This window comes from Aureimonas altamirensis, from assembly GCF_023702225.1.
Classification (GTDB): domain Bacteria; phylum Pseudomonadota; class Alphaproteobacteria; order Rhizobiales; family Rhizobiaceae; genus Aureimonas; species Aureimonas altamirensis_B.
Genome location: NZ_JAMQCO010000004.1, coordinates 378,528 through 401,776, shown reverse-complemented (window position 1 = coordinate 401,776; position 23,249 = coordinate 378,528). Strand labels below are relative to the sequence as shown.

24 protein-coding genes are annotated in these 23,249 nt (G+C 66.4%); 8 read left to right on the top strand and 16 right to left on the bottom strand.

Going from position 1 to position 23,249, the window contains the following annotated elements:
• Positions 1-40 precede the first annotated feature (40 nt).
• Both NDN16_RS09420 and NDN16_RS09415 read left to right on the top strand, forming a co-directional pair.
• Entirely contained in the window at positions 41-313 is a 273-nt protein-coding gene (locus NDN16_RS09420; protein WP_251113357.1) for a DUF6460 domain-containing protein, read from the top strand.
• A complete protein-coding gene (locus tag NDN16_RS09415; RefSeq protein ID WP_251113356.1) occupies positions 310-1,155 on the top strand; it encodes a DMT family transporter in 846 nt (281 codons plus the stop codon). Before NDN16_RS09420 ends, NDN16_RS09415 begins: the two co-directional genes overlap by 4 nt.
• A gap of 2 nt (positions 1,156-1,157) precedes the next feature.
• Here NDN16_RS09415 and NDN16_RS09410 read toward each other — a convergent pair whose 3' ends face one another.
• The 4 genes from NDN16_RS09410 to NDN16_RS09395 all read right to left on the bottom strand — a co-directional run bounded on the left by NDN16_RS09410 (position 1,158) and on the right by NDN16_RS09395 (position 4,552).
• Complete coding sequence (locus tag NDN16_RS09410) at positions 1,158-1,994, bottom strand: histone deacetylase family protein (RefSeq protein ID WP_353050208.1); 837 nt, start codon at positions 1,992-1,994, stop codon at positions 1,158-1,160.
• A gap of 62 nt (positions 1,995-2,056) precedes the next feature.
• Positions 2,057-3,172 (bottom strand): quinone-dependent dihydroorotate dehydrogenase, encoded by a 1,116-nt coding sequence (locus NDN16_RS09405; protein WP_251113355.1) that lies wholly within the window; start codon positions 3,170-3,172, stop codon positions 2,057-2,059.
• A complete protein-coding gene (locus tag NDN16_RS09400; protein WP_251113354.1) occupies positions 3,169-3,522 on the bottom strand; it encodes a DUF952 domain-containing protein in 354 nt (117 codons plus the stop codon). Before NDN16_RS09400 ends, NDN16_RS09405 begins: the two co-directional genes overlap by 4 nt.
• Before the next feature lie 25 nt (positions 3,523-3,547).
• Positions 3,548-4,552 (bottom strand): alpha/beta hydrolase, encoded by a 1,005-nt coding sequence (locus tag NDN16_RS09395; protein WP_251113353.1) that lies wholly within the window; start codon positions 4,550-4,552, stop codon positions 3,548-3,550.
• A 277-nt stretch (positions 4,553-4,829) separates the two neighbouring features.
• Here NDN16_RS09395 and mscL point away from each other — a divergent pair, with 277 nt between their 5' ends.
• The 3 genes from mscL (at position 4,830) to NDN16_RS09380 (ending at position 7,710) form a co-directional block, all read left to right on the top strand.
• Positions 4,830-5,306: a large conductance mechanosensitive channel protein MscL gene (mscL, locus tag NDN16_RS09390; RefSeq protein ID WP_251113352.1), complete on the top strand. Its 477-nt coding sequence runs from the start codon at positions 4,830-4,832 to the stop codon at positions 5,304-5,306.
• A 116-nt stretch (positions 5,307-5,422) separates the two neighbouring features.
• A complete protein-coding gene (locus tag NDN16_RS09385) occupies positions 5,423-6,592 on the top strand; it encodes a pyridoxal phosphate-dependent aminotransferase (protein ID WP_251113351.1) in 1,170 nt (389 codons plus the stop codon).
• Positions 6,589-7,710 (top strand): AbrB family transcriptional regulator, encoded by a 1,122-nt coding sequence (locus NDN16_RS09380; protein ID WP_251113350.1) that lies wholly within the window; start codon positions 6,589-6,591, stop codon positions 7,708-7,710. Before NDN16_RS09385 ends, NDN16_RS09380 begins: the two co-directional genes overlap by 4 nt.
• A gap of 18 nt (positions 7,711-7,728) precedes the next feature.
• Here NDN16_RS09380 and NDN16_RS09375 read toward each other — a convergent pair whose 3' ends face one another.
• The 4 genes from NDN16_RS09375 to NDN16_RS09360 all read right to left on the bottom strand — a co-directional run bounded on the left by NDN16_RS09375 (position 7,729) and on the right by NDN16_RS09360 (position 11,905).
• Positions 7,729-9,372: a Na+/H+ antiporter gene (locus NDN16_RS09375; RefSeq protein ID WP_251113349.1), complete on the bottom strand. Its 1,644-nt coding sequence runs from the start codon at positions 9,370-9,372 to the stop codon at positions 7,729-7,731.
• 41 nt (positions 9,373-9,413) lie between these two features.
• On the bottom strand, positions 9,414-10,691 hold the full coding sequence (hemA, locus tag NDN16_RS09370) for a 5-aminolevulinate synthase (protein WP_251113394.1): 1,278 nt from the start codon (positions 10,689-10,691) through the stop codon (positions 9,414-9,416).
• Between the two features lie 93 nt (positions 10,692-10,784).
• Positions 10,785-10,952: a hypothetical protein gene (locus tag NDN16_RS09365; protein WP_251113348.1), complete on the bottom strand. Its 168-nt coding sequence runs from the start codon at positions 10,950-10,952 to the stop codon at positions 10,785-10,787.
• The gene (locus NDN16_RS09360; RefSeq protein WP_251113347.1) at positions 10,949-11,905 is read right to left on the bottom strand and encodes an NAD-dependent epimerase/dehydratase family protein; all 957 of its coding nucleotides are present in this window, start codon (positions 11,903-11,905) and stop codon (positions 10,949-10,951) included. The genes NDN16_RS09365 and NDN16_RS09360 overlap by 4 nt, the downstream gene beginning before the upstream one ends.
• An 83-nt stretch (positions 11,906-11,988) precedes the next feature.
• On the opposite strand from NDN16_RS09360, the gene NDN16_RS09355 reads away from it, so the two are divergent.
• Together NDN16_RS09355 and NDN16_RS09350 are read left to right on the top strand one after the other, a co-directional pair.
• On the top strand, positions 11,989-12,540 hold the full coding sequence (locus tag NDN16_RS09355) for a sugar transferase (RefSeq protein WP_251113346.1): 552 nt from the start codon (positions 11,989-11,991) through the stop codon (positions 12,538-12,540).
• A gap of 73 nt (positions 12,541-12,613) precedes the next feature.
• Positions 12,614-13,936, top strand: a complete 1,323-nt coding sequence (locus tag NDN16_RS09350; protein WP_251113345.1) for an NAD(P)H-dependent oxidoreductase — start codon at positions 12,614-12,616, stop codon at positions 13,934-13,936.
• A gap of 4 nt (positions 13,937-13,940) precedes the next feature.
• On the opposite strand, the gene NDN16_RS09345 is transcribed toward NDN16_RS09350, so the two are convergent.
• The 4 genes from NDN16_RS09345 to NDN16_RS09330 are packed head-to-tail and all read right to left on the bottom strand — an operon-like array spanning position 13,941 to position 18,460.
• Positions 13,941-15,188, bottom strand: a complete 1,248-nt coding sequence (locus tag NDN16_RS09345; protein ID WP_285292536.1) for a DUF2254 domain-containing protein — start codon at positions 15,186-15,188, stop codon at positions 13,941-13,943.
• 28 nt (positions 15,189-15,216) lie between these two features.
• Entirely contained in the window at positions 15,217-16,026 is an 810-nt protein-coding gene (locus tag NDN16_RS09340; RefSeq protein WP_251113343.1) for an ABC transporter permease, read from the bottom strand.
• Positions 16,023-16,943 carry an ABC transporter permease gene (locus NDN16_RS09335; protein WP_251113342.1) on the bottom strand — a complete coding sequence of 307 codons (921 nt, stop codon included), beginning with the start codon at positions 16,941-16,943 and terminating at the stop codon, positions 16,023-16,025. Before NDN16_RS09335 ends, NDN16_RS09340 begins: the two co-directional genes overlap by 4 nt.
• A gap of 23 nt (positions 16,944-16,966) precedes the next feature.
• Positions 16,967-18,460 carry an ABC transporter substrate-binding protein gene (locus NDN16_RS09330; RefSeq protein WP_251113341.1) on the bottom strand — a complete coding sequence of 498 codons (1,494 nt, stop codon included), beginning with the start codon at positions 18,458-18,460 and terminating at the stop codon, positions 16,967-16,969.
• 120 nt (positions 18,461-18,580) lie between these two features.
• Here NDN16_RS09330 and NDN16_RS09325 point away from each other — a divergent pair, with 120 nt between their 5' ends.
• Positions 18,581-19,648, top strand: coding sequence for a siderophore-interacting protein (locus tag NDN16_RS09325; protein ID WP_251113340.1), 1,068 nt, complete (start codon positions 18,581-18,583; stop codon positions 19,646-19,648).
• 6 nt (positions 19,649-19,654) lie between these two features.
• Here NDN16_RS09325 and NDN16_RS09320 read toward each other — a convergent pair whose 3' ends face one another.
• The 4 genes from NDN16_RS09320 to NDN16_RS09305 all read right to left on the bottom strand — a co-directional run bounded on the left by NDN16_RS09320 (position 19,655) and on the right by NDN16_RS09305 (position 23,031).
• On the bottom strand, positions 19,655-19,990 hold the full coding sequence (locus NDN16_RS09320) for a DUF779 domain-containing protein (RefSeq protein WP_251113339.1): 336 nt from the start codon (positions 19,988-19,990) through the stop codon (positions 19,655-19,657).
• Between the two features lie 59 nt (positions 19,991-20,049).
• Positions 20,050-21,567: an aldehyde dehydrogenase gene (gene adh, locus NDN16_RS09315; protein ID WP_251113338.1), complete on the bottom strand. Its 1,518-nt coding sequence runs from the start codon at positions 21,565-21,567 to the stop codon at positions 20,050-20,052.
• A gap of 143 nt (positions 21,568-21,710) precedes the next feature.
• A complete protein-coding gene (locus NDN16_RS09310; protein WP_251113337.1) occupies positions 21,711-22,667 on the bottom strand; it encodes a GAF domain-containing protein in 957 nt (318 codons plus the stop codon).
• Between the two features lie 91 nt (positions 22,668-22,758).
• Entirely contained in the window at positions 22,759-23,031 is a 273-nt protein-coding gene (locus tag NDN16_RS09305) for a helix-turn-helix domain-containing protein (RefSeq protein ID WP_251113336.1), read from the bottom strand.
• Positions 23,032-23,249 lie beyond the last annotated feature (218 nt).

The window sequence follows — 23,249 nt, the reverse complement described above, 5'->3', positions numbered from 1 at the left end:
GCACGCATAAGTGAGGTCGAACAGACAGACGAGGGTGCCGATGCCGGGTTCAGTTTCCAATTTTCTGGGTGGATCGCCCCTGTCCGTCATCGTGCGGCTGGCGATCCTGTCGCTGCTTGTCGGCATCCTGATGAGCTGGTTCGACATACGGCCGGTGGAAATCGTCGACTGGGTCGTCGATTTCGGGCGCTATCTCTGGAACTCCGTCTTCGGCTCGCTCAATCGCGCCATCGACTATTTCCTTCTCGGCGCGGTGATCGTGGTGCCGATCTTCCTGATTTCGCGGCTTGCCAAGATGGGCAAACGGTCATGACGCCGCTCGTCTTCACGGCGGTCATCCTTGCGGCGCTTCTTCATGCGCTGTGGAATGCCCTCCTGAAGACGCAGAGCGACAAGTATGCCGGGGCGCTCGGCGTTTCCGTCGGCGGGGTGCCGCTGGCGCTGGCGTGCCTTCTGGCTGCCGGTCTTCCTGCGGCTGAAAGCTGGCCGTACGTGGCGACGTCCGCGTTGATCCACACCTTCTATTTCGTCTGCCTGCTGAACGCCTATCGCGCCGCGGACTTCACGCAGGTCTATCCCATCGCTCGGGGCGCCGCGCCCGTCATCACGGCCGTTGCCGGCACAATGCTCGTGGGCGAGGTGCTGTCGCCGCTGCAGACGGCCTCCGTCATGGTGATCGCCTGCGGGGTCATGAGCCTCGTCTTCGCCGGCCGGGGCGGCCGTCGCCTGACGCGCGCCGGCCTGTTCTGGGCCCTGGCCACCAGCGTCATCATCGCCACCTATTCGCTGAACGACGGCGTCGGCGCACGCCTGGCCGGCAACAGCTTCGCCTTCTACGGCGCATCCGCCACGCTGAACGCGCTATTACTGGCGGCCTATATCGGGTGGCGGCATCCACCCGCGATCCGCAACAGCTTCACCACCGGCCGACGCGCGCTGCTGATCGGCGGCCCTGTCTCGTTCGTCGCTTACGCGCTGGTGACGTGGGCATTCTCGCAGGCGCCCATCGCCATGGTGTCCGCCCTTCGCGAGGTTTCCATCGTCTTCGCGATCCTGATCGGTACCTTCATCCTGCGCGAGCGGATGGATTGGCGGCGCATAACCTCGTCCTTCGTGACGCTGATGGGCGTTCTCCTGCTGCGGGCCGCCAAGTAGCGTCAGGAAAATTCGCGCGCCACACGGTGCAGGATGGTGTGCCGGCGCGCCAAGGCATCGATATCGCGGCTGTAGCCGCCGCCGATGACCCCGACGACCGGTATGTCGCGCTGACGGAAGAAGCCGATGATGCGCCTGTCGCGCTCGGCCAGGCCGCTGTCGCTCATGGCCAATCGGCCAAGCCTGTCCTCGGCATGCGGGTCGACCCCGGCATTGTAGAAGACGATGTCGGGCCGGGCGCGGCGCAACGCTTCGTCCAGCAGGGCCGGCAGCAATGCCAGATAGGCGGCGTCGACCATGCCGTCCGGCAGGGGCACATCCAGATCGGAGACGGCCTTTTCGTACGGGTAGTTCTTCGCCGCATGCATGGACAGGGTGAAGACGGCGTCATCTTGCGAGAAGATGCGTGCGGTGCCGTCACCCTGGTGGACATCGCAATCAAAGACGAGGACGCGGGCAACGTCGCCGTCGGCCAAGAGCGTTGCCGCGGCGACGGCCACGTCGTTGAAGACGGAGAAGCCGGCACCGCCGTTGCGGGAGGCGTGGTGGCTACCGCCCGCCGTGTTGCAGGCAAGCCCCGTATCGAGCGCAAGCTGGGCCGCGATCACCGTGCCGCCGGTGGCGTGCAGCGAGCGTTGGGCGACGCGCTCGTCCACCGTGAAGCCGATGGCCTTGTTCTCCTGCGGCGTGGTGGTGCAGGTGACGATGCGGTGCACGTAACCCGGGTCGTGCGCGTGCTCCAGCCAGCTTTCGAGCGCAGGTGCGGCAGGGTGGAAGCCCGCGGGCCCAACGATCCCGTCTTCGATCAGGATCTGCGCGATCCGGGAGAATTTCGACATCGGGAAACGGTGCCCGGCATCGAACAGGGCATCGTAGGCAGGGTGGTGGACGAATGGCGGTGTCAGCTGCCGGCCTGTTCGGCGGGCGGCGGCCCGCGCTCAAGGATTTCGTCCACGCGCGTATCGCGGATGCGCCGAAGGCTCGGCGCCCGCGACTTGTCGAGATAGTGCACGAGCCCGTTGAGTATGCGCAGGGGCAGGCGCGGACCGGCATAGACGAGGGCGGTGTAGAACTGCACCAGGTCTGCCCCGGCCTCCATCTTGGCAAGGGCGGTGCGCGCACTTTCCACGCCACCTGCGCCGATAAGCGGAAAATCAGGCCCGAGCGCCTTGCGGAACGCCGCCAGCGCAAAGCTGGAACGGGTAATCAGCGGCCGCCCCGAGAGGCCGCCGGCCTCTTCCCCGTGCTCGCGCCCCTCCACGCCGTAGCGCGATAAGGTGGTGTTGGAGACGATCAATCCGTCGAGCCCGTATTTCCGCACCGTGTCGGCGATGGCGCCGATTTCCGGCAGGGAGAGGTCCGGTGCGACCTTCAGGAAGATCGGGCACGGCGGCACTGCCGCCAGCGCCGCCGCGCCGTCGCGCGCCGCGGCCACCGCATGCATCAGTTCGACCAGTTCGTCGCCCTTCTGCAGCGTGCGCAGGCCCGGCGTGTTCGGCGAGGAGATGTTGACGGTCAGGTAGCTGGCGAGCGGGGCGAAGCAGTGAACGCCGGCGACATAATCGGCGATGCGATTGCTGCTGTCCTTGTTGGCGCCGATGTTGACACCCACGATACCGGCCTTGCGCGCGCGCTTCTTCAGCCGGGCGGCGACTTCCGCATGGCCGTCATTGTTGAAGCCCAGCCGGTTGATGATGGCGCCGGCCTCCGGGAGGCGGAAGATTCGCGGCTTGGGATTGCCTTCCTGAGGTTGCGGCGTGACGGTGCCGACCTCCATGAAGCCGAAGCCCAGCTTCAGCATCGCATCGGGCACTTCCCCGTTCTTGTCGTAGCCGGCGGCGAGCCCGAGAGGGTTGGGGAAGGTCAGCCCGGCCAGCTCCACCTTCAGACGCAGATCGGCCGGCACCTCGATGCGCGGCATCAAGCCGGTCTTAAGCGCCCGGATCGACAGAGTATGTGCCTGCTCCGGATCCATCCGGAACAGAATCGGCTTTGCCCAGCGATAGGCGACGCTCATCGGATCGACTCCGGAAATGCGTGGCGACCATCCGGGGCCATCGCGACCTCGGCGGCAAAGATCACGCTGTCCATGGCGAGGCCGCCATAGAGATGAGGGAAAAGCGCGCCACCGCGCGACGGTTCCCAACGCAGCTCCGCTCCCAGCCGTCGCGGGTCGACAGCCACTAGAAGCAAGTCCCGCTGGCCCTTGAAATGTTTCTCGGCCGTCTCGCGTAGCTGGGAGCCGGTCGAGAAGTGGATGAAGCCGTCCTGCAGGTCGACGGGCGAGCCGTCGAAGCGGCCGGATTGCTCGGCCTGAGCCCACAGGTGGGCAGGGACGAGCTTGTAGATGGGTTCGTTGCGGTTCATCGGTTGTCCGAAATGCAGAGGGGCGTCATCGGGCAGCGGCCGAACCGGCCAGCGCGACATCGGCGATCCCGCCGATGAATTTCGACATTTCATTGAGCGAGGTTTCGCCGGCCTTCCGGCCGAACGCCTGGAACACGTGGCACCCGCCCGTCCAGACCGAAAGCTCCGATCGGTTGCCGGCCGCCATCCAGCGCGCCGCCATGAACAGCGAGTCGTCGAGAAGAAGGTCCTGCGTTCCGACCGTGAAGAGAGCCGGCGGCAAGCCGGAAAGGTCCGCGTAGAGCGGGGATATCGCGGGATCGCGCAGGCTGAACGCTTCGGGCACGAAGCGCATGACGAATTCCTTGATATCCTCGGTATTGAGGACGAGCCGCTCCGCGCCCGCGTTGCGCACGCTGGGCGTCAGCGAAAGGTCGTAGCAGCCGGCGTTCAGGTTGGCGGCCGAAAACGGGACGAGGCGATGCCCGTCCCGAAGGCGCAGGAGGGTCAGCACGCTGAGGTGCGCGCCCGCCGATTCGCCCCCGATCGCCAGGAAGTCGGTGGGCGCACCCTCGATCTCGCCGCGCACCAGGGCCAGGGCGGCATCCTCGCAATCGTCCGGCGCGGCGGGATAAGGATGTTCGGGCGCCAGTCGGTAATCCACCGATACCGTCGCAAGACCGGTCGCGTCGGCCAGCCGCCGCAGGGCGCCGTCGCTTTCGACGGCCTCGCCGAACACCCAGCCTCCGCCATGGATATGCAGGTATGTTCCGCGCGCCTTGCCGCCTGCCGGCAACAGGATCCGCACCGGGATGTCGTTGCCATCGCGGCCGCGCGCGCTGCGCGGGATCGCATCGGGGTCGGGGGTGACGGGCGGGAAGACGCCTTTCCCCTCGCGGCGCGCCTCGCGCACGACCTCCTCGGGGAAGTCCCATGGGCTGGGACGCGTTTTCTGGAATGCGACGATGGAGGCGTTCAGTTCCGCCAATTCGTCGGAAACGAGCCCCTTATCGAACATTGCCCGGTTGATGACGATCGATTGGCCCGTCATTTGTCCTCGTGCGCCATACGCCAAGTCTGCACTTTCTAGAGCGTTTCCCGCCGCAGGGGAAGCACTGCCCGGCCCATCGCAACGGGCGAACACCCTTGTTGCGCGAAAGCGGCTGCGTTTAACCATTGCCGCCCGCGCTGGCAAGCCGTGGCGAGGCCGCATCATCGGTCGCGACGCAATTTCGGGTTGCAACCACCGGCATCGAGGAACATTGTCTCGTCATCAATGGCCGATCACATCGGCGTGTCGCGTGGTGCGGGGCTTGAGAGGGGTACGCATGCTCAAGGAGTTTCGGGAGTTTGCCCTGAAGGGCAACATGGTCGACCTGGCCATCGGTATCATCATCGGTGCGGCCTTCTCGGGCCTCGTCAACTCCATCGTCGCCGATATCATCATGCCGCTGGTCGGTTTGCTGACGGGTGGCGGGGTGGATTTCTCCAACCTTTTCATTCCGCTGTCCGGCAACGTCACGGCGGCCGGTCTTGCGCAGGCCCGCGAACAGGGCCCGGTTCTGGCCTATGGCGCGTTCCTGACGCTGCTGATCAATTTCATGATCGTCGCCTTCGTGCTGTTCATGGTCGTCAAGGGCATGAACAGGCTGAAGCGCAAGGAAGAAGCGAAACCGCCGGAGGTCGCCGAGGTCCCGCGCGAGGAAAAGCTCCTCGAGGAGATCCGTGACATCCTGGCCGCCGGCAACCCGAACCGGCCGGGGGCGACGCCGGCCTCGGGCCGCATTCCCGGGACCGATTTCTGAGGGCCGGTCGGCAGGGGAGCCGAACGGCTCCCCTTGACGTATGTGCATGATTGGCGCACTGCCCGTGGCGAACCAGCAGCCGCCTTTGCGGCATCCTTCGCCCCGGGGCATCGGACATGACACTTCTCCAGAAGCTGAGCACGGGCGCCCTTGCGGCGCCGGAGAGCGGAATCGTATCGCTCGTCAATTACGCCCGCGGCCGCGAGGGGCTGATTCCGCTGTGGGTCGGCGAAGGAGACCTCGCCACGCCATCCTTCATCACCGATGCCGCCAGACGCAGCCTCGATGCCGGCGAGACCTTCTATACGTGGCAGCGTGGCCTGCCCGAGCTTCGGCAGGCGCTGGCCGATTACGTCGGCGGTCTCTACGCACTCGACCTGGCCGCCGACCGCTTCTTCGTCACGGGATCCGGCATGCACGCCATCCAGACGGCGGTGGACCTCGTGGCGGGCGCGGGAGACGAGCTCGTCTATATCGGCCCGCTCTGGCCGAACTTCGCGGCCGCCGCCAATCTTTCCGGGGCCAAGGCCGTGGAAGTGCTGCTGGGTGAGAAAGACGGGGCGTGGTCGCTCGACCTCGACCGCCTGAAAGCCGCGATCGGGCCGCGCACCCGGGCGATCTTCGTCAACAGCCCCAACAATCCTACGGGCTGGACGGCCGATATCGACACGCTGCGGGCCATACTGGCCATGGCGCGGGCGGCCGGCATCTTCGTCATCGCGGACGAAATCTATGGCCGCTTCTTCTACGAAGGCGGACGGGCGCCGTCCTTCCACGATGTGATGGAGCCGGGTGACGCGATCCTGTTCGTCAACTCCTTCTCCAAGAACTGGGCGATGACGGGCTGGCGCGTCGGCTGGATCGAGGCGCCGGCCGAGTTCGGCGACGTCATCGAGAACCTTGTCCAATACTCCAACTCCGGGGTCGCGCCCTTCATCCAGCGGGGCGCCATAGCTGCCCTGCGCGAGGGAGAGGAGTTCGTGGAGGGACAGATCGCCCGCGCCGAGACGGCGCGCGACATCTTCTGCGAAACGCTACGCGCTACCAACCGCGTTTCGCTGACCATGCCGGCGGGCGCGTTCTATGCCTTCTTCGCTATCGACGGCGTCACCGATGCCAGGGCCGCAGCCATCCGTATCGTGGACGAGGCCGGCGTCGGGCTGGCGCCGGGCGCGGCCTTCGGCAACAGCGCGGCACCCTATATGCGTGCCTGCTTCAATCGGCGGTTGGACGAGGTGGAGGAGGCCGCCGCCCGCATCGCCCGCTGGGTGCGGCACGCCGCGTGATTTCGAGGATGCCGGAAGCGGCGCGGCTGTGCCTGACGCTCCTGTTCGGTGCGACGGGAGGGCTGGTCGCGCATCTGGCCGGAATGCCGGCGGCATGGTTGCTGGGCTCCATGCTGGCGACGCTGGCCTCCGTGCTGTGCGGCTTCAAGCCATCGCTGCCGAACTGGTTGCGCGACATCACGTTCTTCATCCTCGGCGTTCAGGCCGGGTCCGGCGTCACCCCCGCCGTCATCGAGCAGTTGGCCCTCTGGCCGCTGTCCTTCGCGATCCAGATGGCGGGTGTGGTCGTCGTGGCGCTGGTGACGATGCTGTTCCTGGAACGCGCCTTCGGGTGGGACAGGGAAACCGCGCTCTTCTCGTCGCTGCCGGGGGCGCTGTCCTTCGTGCTGGCGGCGGCGTCCGAGACGCGCGCGGACATGACCCGCATCACGGTCCTGCAGACGGTACGGCTGTTCTTCCTGATTGCCGTGCTGGTGCCGCTCCTCGGATGGCTGGAGGGCGAGGAGCCGGAGCTGTCGGCCATTGCCACGCATGGCGAGGCATGGTGGCAATATCCGCTGCTGGTTGCCGTCTGCGCGGTCGTCGCATGGGCAGGCGTCCGCAGCCGCGTGCCGGGCGGCCTCATTCTGGGCGCGCTCGTCGGCAGCGCCTTCCTGCACGGTGCCGACGTCGTGACGGTGGGTGTCCCACCCTTCATCGCGACGCCCGGTCTCGTCGCCATGGGGGCGTTGATCGGCTCCCGGCTGCAGCGTGAGGACAGGGGCGCGCTTCCGCAGCTTCTGCCGGCCTCGGTCGGCGCGTTCGTCATCGGGCTGTCGATCATGACGTTGGCGGGGTGTGCCGCCATCTGGACGCTGGGGCTCGACATCGGACGCGTGTCGCTGGCCTATGCGCCCGGGGCGCTGGAAGCGTTGACGGTTCTCGCCTACCAGTTCGACATCGATCCCGCCTATGTCGCCGCACACCATGTCATTCGCTTCGTCGGGATCGCGCTGCTGGTGCCCGTGCTGGCGCGCCGGCTGCCGCGCCGTAGCGCGATGCCGGCCGATGCCGCACGGACCGAGGCGGCCTTGCCGGCCGCCGCGCACGACACCGAAGCGACGGGCCGCGATCGCTGAACGGCGGGGCGGAAACGCTCAGCCGCCGCGCAGGCGCGTTTCCAGAAGGTCGAGTTCGCGCACAAGCTTGCGCATGATATCCTCCGGCAGGCGGTGTGTGCGCGTCAGGTGATAGAAGGTGTCCCGCTCGGCCTTGATGCCCGCCAGCCGCAGGTCTCGTTCGATAACCTCCATCCTGCGCATCGCCTCCGCATCCTCGCCGGTCGAAGAGCCGCGCTGCAGGCGCTGGCGGTAGACGTCCATGATATGGGCGGCGGCATCCGCATAGACGTCCGCCTCATCCGCGCTCTTGCCGCCAAGCCGGTATTGTGCCGTCTCGACCGCCTTCATGCCGGCCTGCGCAGCGGCCAGCCGTGCGCGATCTTCCTCTTTCCTGTGGGTGGGTTCCGGCGGCAGATGCAGCCCGGACAGCATCGTCGGCAGGCCGATGCTGGCGATGACCAGGGATAGGATGATGACGCCTGCCGCAAGGAAAATGGCGAGGTCGCGCGCGGGGAACGGCGAGCCGTCCGGCAGCAGCAGGGGCAGGCTCATGACGCCGGCAAGCGTGACGGAGCCGCGCACACCGGCAAGCGCGGTAGCCACGACCAGCCGCCAATTGGGCGCCGTCATGCTGTGGCCGCGCCGCGCGGCACGAAACAGCGTGAAACGAAGTGCCGTCCACGTCCAGATGAAGCGAAGCAGGACGAGACCCAGGGTCATGGCGAGAATGTACACGGCCAGCCATGCCGGCTGGTGGTGACCCGTCTCGCGGACGACGCGGGCAGCACCCTGGACGATGCGAGGCAACTGCTCTCCCAAAAGCACGAAGGTCATGCCGTTGGCGGCGAACTGGACCGTATCCCAGAAGGAGGCGCGGCGGACGCGCGTCATGGCGAGGGCCTGGCCCCATTGCTCGACATAGCTCATGCTGATGCCGGCGCCTACGGCCGCAAGGATTCCGGAACAGCCGAGATGCTCTGCCAGAAGATAGGCGCCGAAGGGCGTCAGCAGGCTGATGAGGATCTGCGATCCCGTTTCCTCGCCGTAGCGCAACGAGGTGTAGCGCTTCGCCTGCGTGATCGCATAGGTCAGCACGATGCCGACCGCCAGGCCGCCGACCGACATCCAGACCAGGCTGCCGAAGGCGCCGGCCAGAGAGAAGGTGCCCGTTGCGGCGGCGGCGACCGCGAACCGCATGCAGACGAGGCCGGACGCATCGTTGAGCAGCGACTCGCCTTCCAGTATGTGCATCAACCGCCTGGGAATGGGCGTACGCGATGCGATGGCCGAAACGGCGACCGGGTCTGTCGGCGAAACGACCGCGGCCAGCGCGAAGGCCACCGCCAGCGGCATGGACGGGATGAGCCAGTAAAGAAAGAACCCCAGGCCGACCACCGTGAAGACGACGAGACCGAAGGCCAGCGCCAGAATGGTTCTGGCGTCGTGGAACAGCCCGTCCTTCGGAATGCGCCAGCCGTCCAGGAACAGCAGCGGCGGCAGGAACAGCAGCATGAAGATTTCGGGCTGCAGGAGAATGCCGAAATCGAAGGTCGCCGAGATCGCCGCGCCAAGCGCGATCTGCACCAGCGGCAGCGGTATGGGCAACGGCAGCGCCCGCGTGACCGTGCCGCTGATCGCGACGGCGACGAGCAGGACGAGTACGGGTACGACCGATTCCATTCAACTTCCCGGACAGGCAGGTGCCGCTGTGCGGCGGCAGCTTATCCGCCTGCCTTGGATACGACCAGTGGTGTCGCCGGCATATCGGCTTCTCCTCGGGCGGGCCGGTCGCCGGCGAAGGGGATGCCGACCGAGATCCAGGTTTCCACCAGTGCATCGCGCAGCGTTTCGATCAGCGCATCGCCATGCAGTGGCGTCGGAGTGATGCGCAGCCGTTCGGTGCCGCGCGGCACGGTCGGATAATTGATCGGCTGGATATAGATGCCGTGCCGCATCAGGAGATGGTCGCTGGCCTGCTTGCACAGGTCGGCATCGCCCACCAGCACCGGCACGATATGCGTGTCGGACGGCATCACCGGCAGGTTCGCGGCAGCGAAGACGGACTTGGCGCGCGATGCCTGCCGCTGCTGCCCGTCCCGCTCGGCCTGCGACCCTTTCAGATGGCGGATGGATGCCGTTGCCGCCGCCGCGAGGGCGGGGGGCAGGGCGGTGGTGAAGATGAATCCCGGCGCATAGGATCGCACCGCGTCGATCAGGTCCTTCGAGCCTGCGATGTAGCCGCCCAGGACGCCGAAGGCCTTGGCCAGCGTGCCCTCGATCACGTCCAGGCGCGCCGCCACCCCGTCGCGCTCGGAGATGCCGCCGCCGCGTGGGCCATACATGCCCACGGCATGCACCTCGTCGATATAGGTCATCGCGTTGTAGCGATCGGCGAGGTCGCAGATTTCGGCGATGGGCGCGATGTCGCCATCCATCGAATAGACGCTCTCGAACACGATCAGCTTGGGGCGGCCGGGCTCCGCCGCCTTCAACAACTCTTCCAGGTGCGCCACGTCGTTGTGGCGGAATATCTGCTTCTTGCCGCCGGCCTTGCGTACGCCCTCGATCATCGAGGCATGGTTGAGCTCGTCCGACAGGATGAGGCAATCCGGCAGAAGCCGGGCGATGGTGGAGATGGAGGCCTCGTTGGAAACGAAACCGGAGGTGAAGACGAGCGCCGCCTCCTTGCCATGAAGGTCGGCGAGCTCCTGCTCCAGCTCGACGAGCGGGTGGTTGGTACCGGAGATGTTGCGCGTACCGCCCGCGCCGGTGCCCATGGCGCCGGCTGTCTCGCGCATGGCGGCGACGACCTTTTCGTGCTGGCCCATGCCGAGATAGTCGTTGGAGCACCAGACTGTTATTTCCTGCGCCTTGCCGTCATGCCGCAAGATCGCCTGGGGAAAACGACCCGCGATCCGCTCCAGGTCGGCAAAGACGCGGTAACGCTTCTCGGCGTGCAGGGCCTCGATGGCGGATCTGAAGTGGCTCTGATAGTCGATCATCCGGAACTCCTTCGTAAGAAGGGTTCTAAGGTCCCCGGCGCGGCAAGTCCATGCCCGGAACCGTGCCTTGGACATTCTGTCCAAGCCGGCTCAATCCTTTTCGGGCCTGTCTGCCTGTTCCTCGTCTTCGGGCTCGTCCATCAGGGAGCGGCGGGCCTTGGCCTGCGCCTTGCGTTTCCTGAGGTTTTCGCGAAGCTGCTCCTCGAGCCGCTTCTGTCGCTGCACCTTGCCGGGTTCGATCGGCCTGTGCGAACTCATGCGCCTTTCCTCCGGTCGTCGGAGCGGTTGTAGAGCGTCAGCGCCTCATGCGTGGACAAACGCGGCCGCCAGCCCGTGCGCAGCCGGATCTTGGCCGTATCGACCACGAATTCGGCAAACAGCCTGTCCGCCATCTCGGATTTGCCGGCCAGCCGCGCGAGGAGGCGGAGAAGGCCGACCGGCATCGCGAACAACCCGGGAGATCGGCCCCGCGCCCCTCGCATCGCCGCGACGAGCTCCGACAGCGTCGCCGGAGCGTCGTCGGCCACAAGGAAGGTCCGGCTGGCGGCGGCGGGATGCTCGATCATCGCGATGATGGCCTCCACCGCATTGTCGACGGCAAGGATGCTGCGGCGGTTGCGGGCGGACCGAAAGGGCAGGGGCAGGCGGGTCGCGGCGAGCCTTTCCAGCTTGGCGATGGCGCCCTTGCCGCCGGGGCCGTAGACGGCAGGCAGGCGCATGATCGTATATTCGGTGGCGCTGTCTTCCAGCTCGGCGCGCAATCGGCGCTCGGCCTCCAGCTTGGAAGCTGCGTAATTGTCGACCGGGCGCGGCCGGTCGTCCTCGATGATGGGCCTGTCGCCCTGCATGGAATGGATGTTCGCGGTGCTGGCGAACACGAATCGGCGCACGCCGGTTTCCGAGGCCACCCGCGCCAGCGCAGCGGTGCCGCCGGCATTGGCTTGCCCCAGCGCCACCGCATCGTCCATGGTGGTATCGCCGCGCTCGGGGTTGAGGGCGGCAAGGTGCACGATGGCGTCGAGTCCGAGGGGCCAGCCTTCGTGCCGGCGTATGCGCGACAGGTCGCGCGGGGAATCCAGCGTCTCGGCCCGTTCGTCCGGGCTTTTCCCATCCTCGCGCACGAGCACGGTCACCTCGTGCCCTTCGTCGAGCAGGCGCGAAACGAGGCGGCGACCGATGAACCCTGTTGAGCCTGTGACGAGGATGCGCATGAGACTGCTTGAAACGACTCCAATTCATTGCCGGTCGTTTCTTCCTTGCCCAATAAGTGGCTTTGCGGCAATTCGCTTGTCCCATGAAACGTGTTTTTGACATAGCAGCGAGCTTTTTCGGTCTCATATGCCTCGGCTGGCTCATCCTGCTGCTTGCAGCGATGATCCGGCGCGATACGCCGGGACCGGGCATATTCCGGCAGACGCGCGTCGGCCGGAACGAACGGCCCTTCACCTGCTACAAGCTGCGCACCATGGCGTCCGGTACCGTCTCGGCGGCCTCGCACGAGACACCGCGCGCGGCGGTGACGAAGCTCGGCGCGCGCCTGCGCGCCTGGAAGCTGGACGAGCTGCCGCAACTGTGGAACGTGCTGAAAGGCGACATGAGCTTCGTCGGACCGCGTCCCTGCCTTCCCGTCCAGACCGTGCTGATCGAGGCGCGGCGACGGGAGGGCGCCTACCGCGTGCGGCCGGGCATCACCGGGCCGGCCCAGGTGCGCGGCATCGACATGTCCGAGCCGGAGCGGCTGGCTCGTATCGACGGGGCCTATGCGCGCTCATCCGGTTTCTGGAGCGATCTGGCGCTGATCCTCCAGACGGTCACGGGCAAGGGCCGGGGCGACAGGGTGCGGTGATTTCACAAGCGCCGCCAATTGCCTTATAGACCCCGAACTTCCCGGCCGCCGGGACCAGATCGAAAGGCGTTTCATGAACCGGATCGACCCAATCGGCTTCGCTGCGGAGCTTGCGGCCCACGCGGAGCGGCACGGCCCGGTCACGATCGGGCTTGCCGGAGCGGGCCAGATGGGCACGGACATCGTCGTGCAGGCCGCCTTGATGCAGGGCATCCGCATAGGGGCCATCGCCGCCAGCCGTCCGACGCGGCCGATGGAGGCCATCGCCATGGCGGGCCATGGCGAGGGACACGGTATCGTCGTCGAAACGGATGGCGCTATCGACGCCGCCATCGAGGCCGGGCGGATCGCGGTGACGGGGGACCTGACGGCATTGACCCGCGCCGGGCGCATCGACGTCGTGGTGGATGCGACGGGCAGCCCGGAGATCGGCACGCTGCTGGCGCTGGAAGCGATCCGCAACGGCAAGCATATCGTAATGCTGAATGTGGAAGCCGACATAACCGTCGGCCGTTATCTGGCGGAGGAGGCCCGCAAGGCCGGCGTGGTCTATACGGGGTCCGCAGGGGACGAGCCCGCCGCGACGCTGGACCTGATCGCCTTCGCGCAGGCGCTGGGCATGGACGTCATCGCCGCAGGCAAGGGCAAGAACAACGCCCTGGATTTCAATGCCGTGCCGGCCGACTTCGAGGAAGAGGCGCGCGCCCGCAACATGAACCCCCGCATTCTCGTGGAGTTCGTCGACGGCTCCAAGACCATGGTCGAGATGACGGCTATCGCCAATTGCACCGGGCTGCTGCCCGATGTGCCGGGAATGCACGGTCCCGCCGCCACGCTGGACAATCTGGCGCAAATCCTGTGCACCAAGGCGGACGGCGGAATCCTTTCACGGCCCGGCTGCGTCGATTACACGATCGGCAAGGGGGTGGCGCCCGGTGTTTTCTGCGTGGTGAAGCCGCGGCACGAGCGCGCCATCGAGCGCATGGCCGACCTGAAGGTCGGGCACGGGCCATGCTTCACCCTGACGCGGCCCTTTCACCTGACCAGTCTGGAAACGCCGTTGTCGGCCGCCAGGGCCGTGATGTACCGGCGGCCCGACATGGTCCCGCTGGCGCGTCCCGTGGCCGAGTGCGGCGCCGTGGCCAAGCGGGACCTCGCCCCCGGCCAGACGCTGCAGCGCATCGGCATGGAAGATTATCGCGGCTACGCGATGACATGGGCGGATGGCCGTGCCGCCAGGGCGTTGCCGCTGGGGCTTGCCGAAGGATCCCGCGTCACGCAGCCCGTCAAGGCCGGCGATCTCCTGACGCACGACAATTGCAGGGCCGACGAAAGCCTGAACGTGACGCGTATCCGCAAGCTGATCGACGACGCCGATACACGATACCTCACGTGATGCATCAGGTGAACCGGCTGTCGTAAACCTGTTTGAGGGCACGTTTTTCGCTGTCCATCTGCAATGTCGTTTCGCCGCGCTCCAGGAGTTCGAGCGCGTGGCGGCGCGATGCCTTGCGATAATCCGGTCCGCCCAGATCGTGCAGGCTGGCGAGTGCCTTCATCAACCGCACCATCACCTCGATCTCGCCGGCGCCGTCGCGCCCGAGCGAGGTGAACATGTCGTCGAACAGGTCGTCGGCCTGAATGCGCGCCACATAGACCCTGTCGTGGCTGATATCGGACGCTTCGGAGGGCTGCGCGGCGGCGGCCATGACGCGCAATGACCGCCCGATGATGTCGATGGCCGTGCCGATATCGTTGATCGCCGCCGACAGGGCCCGCGCCCCGATCTCGGCAAGGACGGCGACGGCAAATCGCGGATCCTGATCGAAGGACCGCTGATCGCCGATCGTGAGCGCCTCCAGGAAGGCGGCATCTTCCGGCATCTCGCCGTCACCTGCGATCTCCAGTACGGGGCGCGAAGGATCGCAGAAGGTGCCGACGTCGGACACAAGCGCGATCCGGCAGTCGAAGCGCTCCGCAAGGCTTTGCAGGCCGGCGAAATCGACATGCTGGATGTAACCTATGGTGCGGCAGCGCAGTTTGCGCCGGTTACCCTCCGCAGGAAAGTCGACGCTGTTCCTGCAGCCCCTGAACGGGTCTTTGGCATAGGTTCCGACGACATCGAGCGCCACCTTTTCCACCCGCTGGGCCGTATCGCCCACCCGGCCGATACGCGACAGGTAGTCGATCCAGCGCAGCAGCGTGAACACCGTGACCACGATGACGGCGATGGTTGCGCCGAACAGGATGACGCGGCCCTGCTCGCCATATGTGCCGGTGGACAGGGCGATGATTCCGACGATGGAATAAAGGAACACGCCGACGAAGGTGGACAGGACGTTCTGGCTGGTCGGGTCTGCCATGAGCAGGCGCGTGGCGCGCGGTGTCGCGTTGTTGGTTGCCGAGGAATAGGCGCCCACCATGATGTTCAGCGAGAAGGTCGTCACCGCCAGCATGCTGGAAGCCAGGATGCCGAGGATGTTGTCCACGGCGTCGGCGCCGATCTGGCCGCCGAGGTCCGACGGGATCAGGGGGCTCAGCCACGCCGCCATCAGGGCGGCGACGACGCCGATGGCGGAAAAGATAAGGGAACGGAACCAGAGCCCGCTGGTCAGTTGCTTGAGGATAAACCGCCAGCGTGACATCATACTCTCTTCGGCAGGTTGCGAACGGTCCTTATCTTGGCGTCCGGCCGCGCGGGTCCAGCCTTTCCGCAAGGCCGTCGCCCAGAATATTCGCGCCCAGCACCGTTATGGCGATTGCCGCGCCCGGCGCCAGCGCCAACCACGGTGCGACGCCGAGGAAACTTTGCGAATCCGCCAGCATGCGCCCCCAGGATGGCGAGGGCGGCTGTGTTCCCAGGCCCAGATAGCCGAGCCCGGCTTCCGTCAGGATGGCCAGCCCGAATTGCAGGGAGGCCTGGACCGCCAGGAGGCCGCCGATGTTCGGCAGCACATGATGTGCCGCGATGCGCCGGTCGCCCGCGCCAAGCGCTCGCGCCGCCCTTACGAAATCGCTGCGCAGCACCTGCCCGGCCCCCGCATGGGCAACCCGGGCGAAGACCGGCGTGACGAAAAGGGCGATGGCGGCGACCGCGCCTTGCGGCCCTGCGCCGAGCGTGAAGGCAAGAAGCAACGCGGACAGCACCGGCGGAAAGGCGAAAAGGATATCCATGATCCGCATGGTGAGGGCAGCGGCGATGCCGCCGCGAAGTGCGGCGAAGAGACCCGCGGCGCTGCCGGCGAGGCCGCCGAGGGCCACGGCTGCCAGCGCGATGGACAACGAGCTTGCCGCCCCCATCATGACCATGGAAGCCGTGTCGCGCCCGAGTTGATCGGTGCCCAGAAGGGCTGCCGAGCCGGGCGGTGTCAGCCGGGCGGCGATATCCAGGCGCAGGGGCGCGGGGTCCGGCGTCCATGCGAACGACAGAAGCGCCATCCCCGCCACAAGGCCCAGCGAGGCCAGGCCGATGGTGACGCGGATCATGTTCGCGCCCTCGGGTCGGCGGCCGCGACGAGGGTCTCGATCGCGAAATTGACCAGGACGACCATGGCGACGAAGATCAGGATGCAGCCTTGCAGGACGGGTATGTCGCGTTGCGCCAGGGCCTGTATGGCAAGGCGGCCAAGCCCCGGCAGGACGAAGACGTTCTCCACCAGCACCGCGCCGGCCACGAGATACGACAATTGCAGGCCCGCCAGCGTCAGGATGGCGGGCAGGGCAGACCCGAAGACATGGCGGCGCATGATGGCGGCGTCCGTCAGCCCCTTCGCGCGGGCGGTCCGGACATGATCCTGCGACAGGGCTTCCTTCAACGCGCCGCGCGCGACGCGGGCAAGCACCGCGGCCTGCGGTACGGCCAGCGCGATTGCCGGCAGTATCAGGTAGGGCAGCGCCGCAAGGCCATCCTGCCAGCCGGGGAAACCGCCCGTCGGCAACGGTCCGGCCTGAAAGGCGAGAATGAGAAGGATGCCGATGAAAAAGCCGGGCAGGGCGATGCCGCCTTGCGCCAGAAGGGCGACAGCGGCTTCGGCGGCCGGGCGACGGCGCGCCGCGGCCATGGCCAGGGGCAGCGCCAGCAGGGTGGCCGCCAACATGGCCAGGCCGGCAAGCGGCAACGTGACGGACAGCCGCTCGGCGAGGAGGCGGGATACGGGAACGCCATAGGTTGCCGAGACGCCGAAATCGCCTCTTGCCGCGTCCGCGATCCAATGAAGGTACCGCAGCCAGAGCGGCCGATCCAGGCCGAGTTCGGCGCGAAGGGCGGCAATGGTTTCCGGTGACGCCGAGGTGCCGAGCATGATGGCGGCCTGGTCCCCCGGCAGGATCGATGTCATCAGGAAGATCAGGCTGGCGACCGCCAGCAGCGACAGGACCAGAACCGCCACACGTCGTGCGAGCATGCCTGCCGGTCGGCCGCGGGGCCTCACTCGCTGCTCCAGCGAACATCCGTCAGATCGTTGGAAGGAATTGGTTCGTCGTGCCAGAACCCGGTGAGGCCGGATCTCCAGACACCGAGTTTCGGCATCACGAACAGGAACAGTGCCGGGACATCGTCGGCCAGAACGTCCTGGGCTTCCCCGTACAGGATGTCCCTGCCGGCCTTGTCGCCGGCCGCTTCCGCCCTGGCGATGATGTCGTCGAAGCTCGGGTTGGCGTAGCCGAAATAATAGTCGGGCCGCGAGAAGATATCGATATCCATCGGTTCGGCATGCGCCACGATCGTCATGTCGAAGTCGTGGTTCTGCAGGACGTCCGATACCCAGGCGGCCGGAAACTCCGTCGGAACGATCCTCAGGCTCACGCCGACTTCGGCCAGGAAAGCCTGCAGGATTTCGGCCGAGCGCACGGCATAGGGCATTTGCGGAACCTTGATGCTCATACTGAGCCCGTCCCCGTAACCTGCTTCCTCCAATAGATTTCTGGCGCCGACGGGATCGTAGGCGAGATGCCCCGTCAGATCCTTGAAGCCCGGATCGTTCGGCGTGTAGTGGCTTCCGATCGGCGTGCCGTAGCCCGACCACGCCCCATCCACCAGGGCCTGCCTGTCGACGGCCATCATCAGGGCGCGGCGCACGCGGACGTCGTCGAATGGCGGCCGGCGAAGGTTCATTCCCGCGACTACCTTCAATTCCGTATTGCCCACGACCGTTTCGAACGCCGGGTTTGCCTCGAGCGCCGCGTACAATTCGGGGGCTGCGAATTCCGGAAAGGCATCGACCTGCCCGGAGTTGAGCGCGGCCGCCTGCGCCTGCGGATCGTTGATGAAGCGGAAGGTGGCTTCCGCCAGATGCGGTGCACGGGCCTCGTCCCAGTAATCGCCGCTGCGCGCCAGCCTTACGCTGTCTCCGGGCTTCCACTCGGCTACGGTGAATGGGCCCGTGCCCACCGGCGAGGTCCGGTTTTCGTCGGCGCTCGACGGCTCCACCATGACGCTGGCCGGCCATCCAAGCCAGTAGGGAAGGTTGCCGGAGGGGCGCGACAGGCGGACGATCAGCCTGTCCGGCCGGGGTGCCTCGACGCTGTCGATGGCGGCGAAGAACCTCTTCTGCGGATTGGCGGAATCGGCCCCGCGCGCGCGATCCAGCGCAAACTTCGCAACCTCGGCATCGAAGGGAACGCCATTATGGAAGCGCACGCCCTCCTGCAGGTCGAATTCGTAGGTGAGGCCGTCGTCGGACAGCGTCCAGCGGCGCGCCAGCAGTGGCTGGACCGATCCATCCTCGGCGATCCGCGTCAACCCCTGGAACACGTTCTGCCAGACGACCTGGCCGATGGAAACCGGGGCCGAGATCGTCGGATCCAGGCCCGCCGGCTCGATCGACATGCCGATGACGACATCGCTGCGCGGCGCCGAAGTCGCCGTGCCGCCGAGTGCCAGGATCAGGCCTGCCGCCAGCATCAATCCGGAAAATCGCATGAGGCCTTCGCACCCGCATAAGAAACCGTTCGGACTTCATCCATCACATGAATGGCGCGTTGTCGAGCCCGCCCACGGCATGTGCTTGACGCTCCCGCAGCGGCAAAATAGTGGAGTGTCATGGACAAGTTCAACGAAGCAGGGACACTGCGCTCCAAGGCCGTCATGCGCCTTGCCGACGGGGCAGGCTTCTTCCGCCACATGATGCGTCAGTATCCCGACGCCTTCGACGCCCGCGCCGGCCGCTTTTCGATGGGATTGGCCGTTGCCGTGCTGAGCGTGGATGCCGAAACGCTGACCGTCGAGGCGATGTCCGACGATATAGGCGACCTCGGCGTCATCAAGGGGATCGTCGCTTACCATATCCAGAACTGGCAGGGCTCCGACGGATCCTCCGTGGTCTGGACGGGCGACGGTGCAGGGTCGACCGTTCTACCGCACTTCCGGGCCATGCGCCTTGCCGCACGCCTCTGGCTGACGCCGCGCCTGTGCCGACTGACGCTCGAAGGGCCCGATCTGCACCGTTTCGCACGCGGCGGCTGGCACGTCCGGCTGCTTCTGCCGGCGGATGGCCGCAACCCCGTCTGGCCGCATGCTGGCCCCGGAGCGTTGCCGATCTGGCCGCAAGGAGCGGACAGGCTGGCCTTGCGCACCTATACGCTGCGCCATGTCCGGCCGGACCGCGACGAAGTCGATATCGACGTGGTGATGCACGAGCCGGCCGGCCGCATGACGGACTGGGTATCGCATGCGGCGCTGGGCGACCCGATCGGCATGATGGGGCCGGGCGGCGGCGAGGTGCCCGAGGTGGACCAGGTCTGCCTCGCGGGTGACGAAACCGCCCTGCCGGCCATCGCCCGGGCGCTGGAGCGGCTGCCGGCCGGCGCGCGGGGCCATACCTTTATCGAGGCCGACGGCCCGGCGGACGAGATGTCGTTGCACAGGCCCGCCGGGGTGGATGTGCGATGGATACACAGAACCGCGCCCGCAGGCCTTTGCGATGCCCTGCAGCGGGCGGTGGCGGCGTTGCACTGGCCCGACGGGCCGGGGACCGTCTACGCCTTCTCGGGCACCGAGTTCGTCGCCTACAAGGCGCTTCGGCACGAGTTCCGCAAGCGTCGCGCCCTCAAGCGCAGCCAGCATCTGGCGATGTCCTACTGGCGGCGCGGTATCGCCGAAAGCGCCTGAGCGGCATCAGCCGTCGACGGCGCACAGGGTCGAGCGCGTCAGGAAGCGCCGCTCCCGGCCGTTGTCGAGCGAGAACATGCCGCCGCGCCCCGGCACGACGTCGATCACCAGGTCGGTATGCTTCCACGCCTCGTATTGCGAGGCGCTGATATAGAAGGGCGCGCCGCCGATCTCGCCCAGCTTCACGTCGCGGTCGCCGATGATGAAATCGCCCTGCGGATAGCACATGGGCGACGAGCCGTCGCAGCATCCGCCGGATTGATGAAACAGGACCGGGCCATGATCCGCGACGATCTCGCCCAGAAGCTGCAGGGCTTCCGGCGTTGCAGTGACCTTGTCCATGGCTTCTCCTCCGGACGGGGATCGAGCGCCCGTCGACAAGATGGGCGCTCGATAATGCCTCAGAAGAAGCCGAGCTTCTTGGGGCTGTAGGATACCAGCAGGTTCTTCGTCTGCTGGTAGTGATCGAGCATCATCTTGTGCGTTTCGCGCCCGATGCCGGACTGCTTGTAGCCGCCGAAGGCCGCATGGGCCGGATAGGCGTGGTAGCAGTTGGTCCAGACGCGGCCGGCCTGGATGGCCCGTCCGAAGCGGTATGCCCGGTTGCCGTCGCGGGTCCAGACACCGGCGCCGAGGCCGTAGAGCGTATCGTTGGCGATCGACAGCGCCTCGTCATCGTCCTTGAAGGTCGCGACGGACACGACCGGCCCGAAGATCTCTTCCTGGAAGACGCGCATCTTGTTGTGGCCCTTGAAGACGGTCGGCTTGACGTAGTAGCCCCCGGCCAGGTCGCCCGGCAACTCGTTGCGCGCGCCGCCCGTCAGCACCTCGGCGCCTTCCTGGCGGCCGATATCGAGATAGGACAGGATCTTTTCCAACTGCTCGCTGGAGGCTTGGGCCCCGATCATGGTGGACGGGTCCAGCGGATCCCCCTGGGTGATCGCCTCCACGCGCTTCAGCGCCCGTTCCATGAAGCGGTCGTAGATGGATTCATGGATGAGCGCGCGGCTGGGGCAGGTGCAAACTTCGCCCTGGTTGAGCGCGAACATGACGAAGCCTTCGATGGCCTTGTCGAAGAAGTCGTCATCCTCTGCCGTCACATCCTGGAAGAATATGTTGGGCGATTTGCCGCCCAGCTCCAGCGTGACCGGAATGAGGTTCTGGCTGGCATACTGCATGATAAGCCGGCCGGTGGTGGTTTCGCCGGTGAAGGCGATCTTGGCGATCCGGGGCGAGGAGGCCAGCGGCTTGCCGGCTTCCAGCCCGAAGCCGTTGACGATGTTGAGGACGCCTTCCGGCAGGATGTCGGCGATCAGGTCCGCCCAGAGCATGATGGAGGCCGGCGTCTGCTCGGCCGGTTTCAGCACCACGCAATTGCCTGCGGCAAGGGCGGGCGCGAGTTTCCAGCAGGCCATCAGGATGGGGAAGTTCCACGGGATGATCTGCCCGACGACGCCGAGCGGCTCGTGGAAATGGTAAGCGACCGTGTCGTGGTCGATCTCGGACAGCGCGCCTTCCTGCGCGCGCACCGCGCTGGCGAAGTAGCGGAAGTGATCGATCGCCAGCGGAATGTCGGCGGCCGTCGTCTCGCGGATGGGCTTGCCGTTATCCCAGGTCTCGGCCAGTGCCAGAAGGTCGAGGTTCTCTTCCATCCGGTCGGCGATTCGGTTGAGCAGCAAGGCGCGCTCGGCCGGGCTGGTGCGGCCCCATGCCTCCTTGGCGGCATGGGCGGCATCCAGTGCCGCCTCCACATCGTCGGCGTTGGAGCGCGCCACGCGGCACAGCACCTGGCCGTTGACCGGCGAGGTATCGTCGAAATACTGGCCTGAACGGGGCTCGACGAACTTGCCGCCGATGAAGTTGCCGTAGGACTCCGCATAGGGCGATTTCTGCGTGCGGTAGAATTCCACCTTGTTCATCTTTTTCCTCCCGAAAAAGGCGATGCCGCGCTTCAGGCGGCGAGACGCCCATCTGAACCGACCCATCGCCGCCTGTCAGGCGGGTGGGCGGGCAACGCGTCCGGCACTTGTCGCAACTTTGCGACAGGCCCGGCGTCAAACCGTCAGTGGTGACGGCCGATGTTCAGCCTGTTCAACTTCCGGTGCAGGGTCGCGCGGCTGATGCCGAGGCTGCGCGCGGCGGCCGAAACCTGATTGCCGTTTCGGGCAAGGGCGCGCAGCAACGTCGCCCGCTCGGCGGATTCCAGATCGTCTTCCGCCTCGCCGAAAATGTTGTCGGCCGGCAACGGCCGCCCTTCCGCCAGCGCCGACATGTCCTGGGACAGCCGAGCGCCGCGCGTTGCCCCGACGACCAGATCGTGCCTGTCCACCGCTACGAGGCCGCCGGGGCCACGTTCCGTGGCCGGGGACAACAGGATACGCTCTCCGGCGAAGAGGCTGCGGAAATTGTCGTTCTCGATCCGCCGCGCCGCCTCGTTGACCGAAAGCGCGATCAACTGCGCGAACTCCAGCGTCAGGTCCTTGCGGCACGAGGAAACGTCGAGCGCCGCCACCAGCCGCCCCTCATGATCGAAGACAGGCGCGGTAGTGCAGCTCAAAAGCGTATTGCGCGAGAAGAAGTGCTGGTCGCGGTGGATGGTGACGCCGCGCTCCTCCACGAGGCAGGTGCCGATGCCGTTGGTGCCCTCGGACTCCTCGCTCCAGACGTTTCCCGTCCACAGGCCCCAATCGCGGAACGTCGCATCGTCGGCGGCGGCCCCGCGCCGTTCGATCGGGATGCCGCTGGCATCGGCCAGAAGGACGCAGCATCCGATACCGCCGACCGCGGCATAGAGACGGTCCAGCGTATCGCCCGCAACGGACATAAGCCGCTGCAACGGCTCGCGGATGCGGACGAGTTCGGGCTCGGATAGCTGCTTGGGCGGCCTATGCTGTTCCGGATGCAGGCGATGAAGCGTCACGGAACGCTGCCAGGAAGCCACGAGCGCAGAACGCGCGGCTCCGCCGCTGGCCAATGCAGTTTCAACCAAGGCGACATGCTGGCTGCGGCTGGCTTGCAAGCATTCCTCCCATGACCATGGCTATCGGATCTGGCGGCTCGCGTCTCCCATCGCTTGCAGTCTCCGCCCGGCCGATACGCCGCCCGGAACGTTAGACCCTGCGCGCCTCCGCGTCCACGAAAGCTTGTGCTGCAGCGCGGCGAACGGTTCTACCCTGTGTGCCATCCCAGGCGGCCAGTCCGTGTGCGAGGGCATTGCAGGCCAGCGCCACCGTGTGCGGGATCCGAACGGGCCTGCCGCTTTCCCGCCGAATGCCGAGTTCGTAATTGTAGATGGATGGTATCGAGAGGCCGAGCGCCAGTGCGGCCTGCCGCCGCGAAAGGCCACATCGTTCTCGCCATGTCTTGAAGTCAGCGGGTGTCATGCAGATCCAGTCTCCGATCCCACGCAAACAGCCCCGGCGGACGAGGCACGGGCGATCATACATTTAGTTGATTGCAAACTCAACTAAAACGGTTGGCTTGTGTTTCAGGATCGGATGGTTACCCGGTCGATCGAGAATGACTGTACAAATTGTTAAATTGTCCTGCCATAATGCCCGATAGATGCTTTCAAAAATGACAGCATGCCTATTCAAAGTGG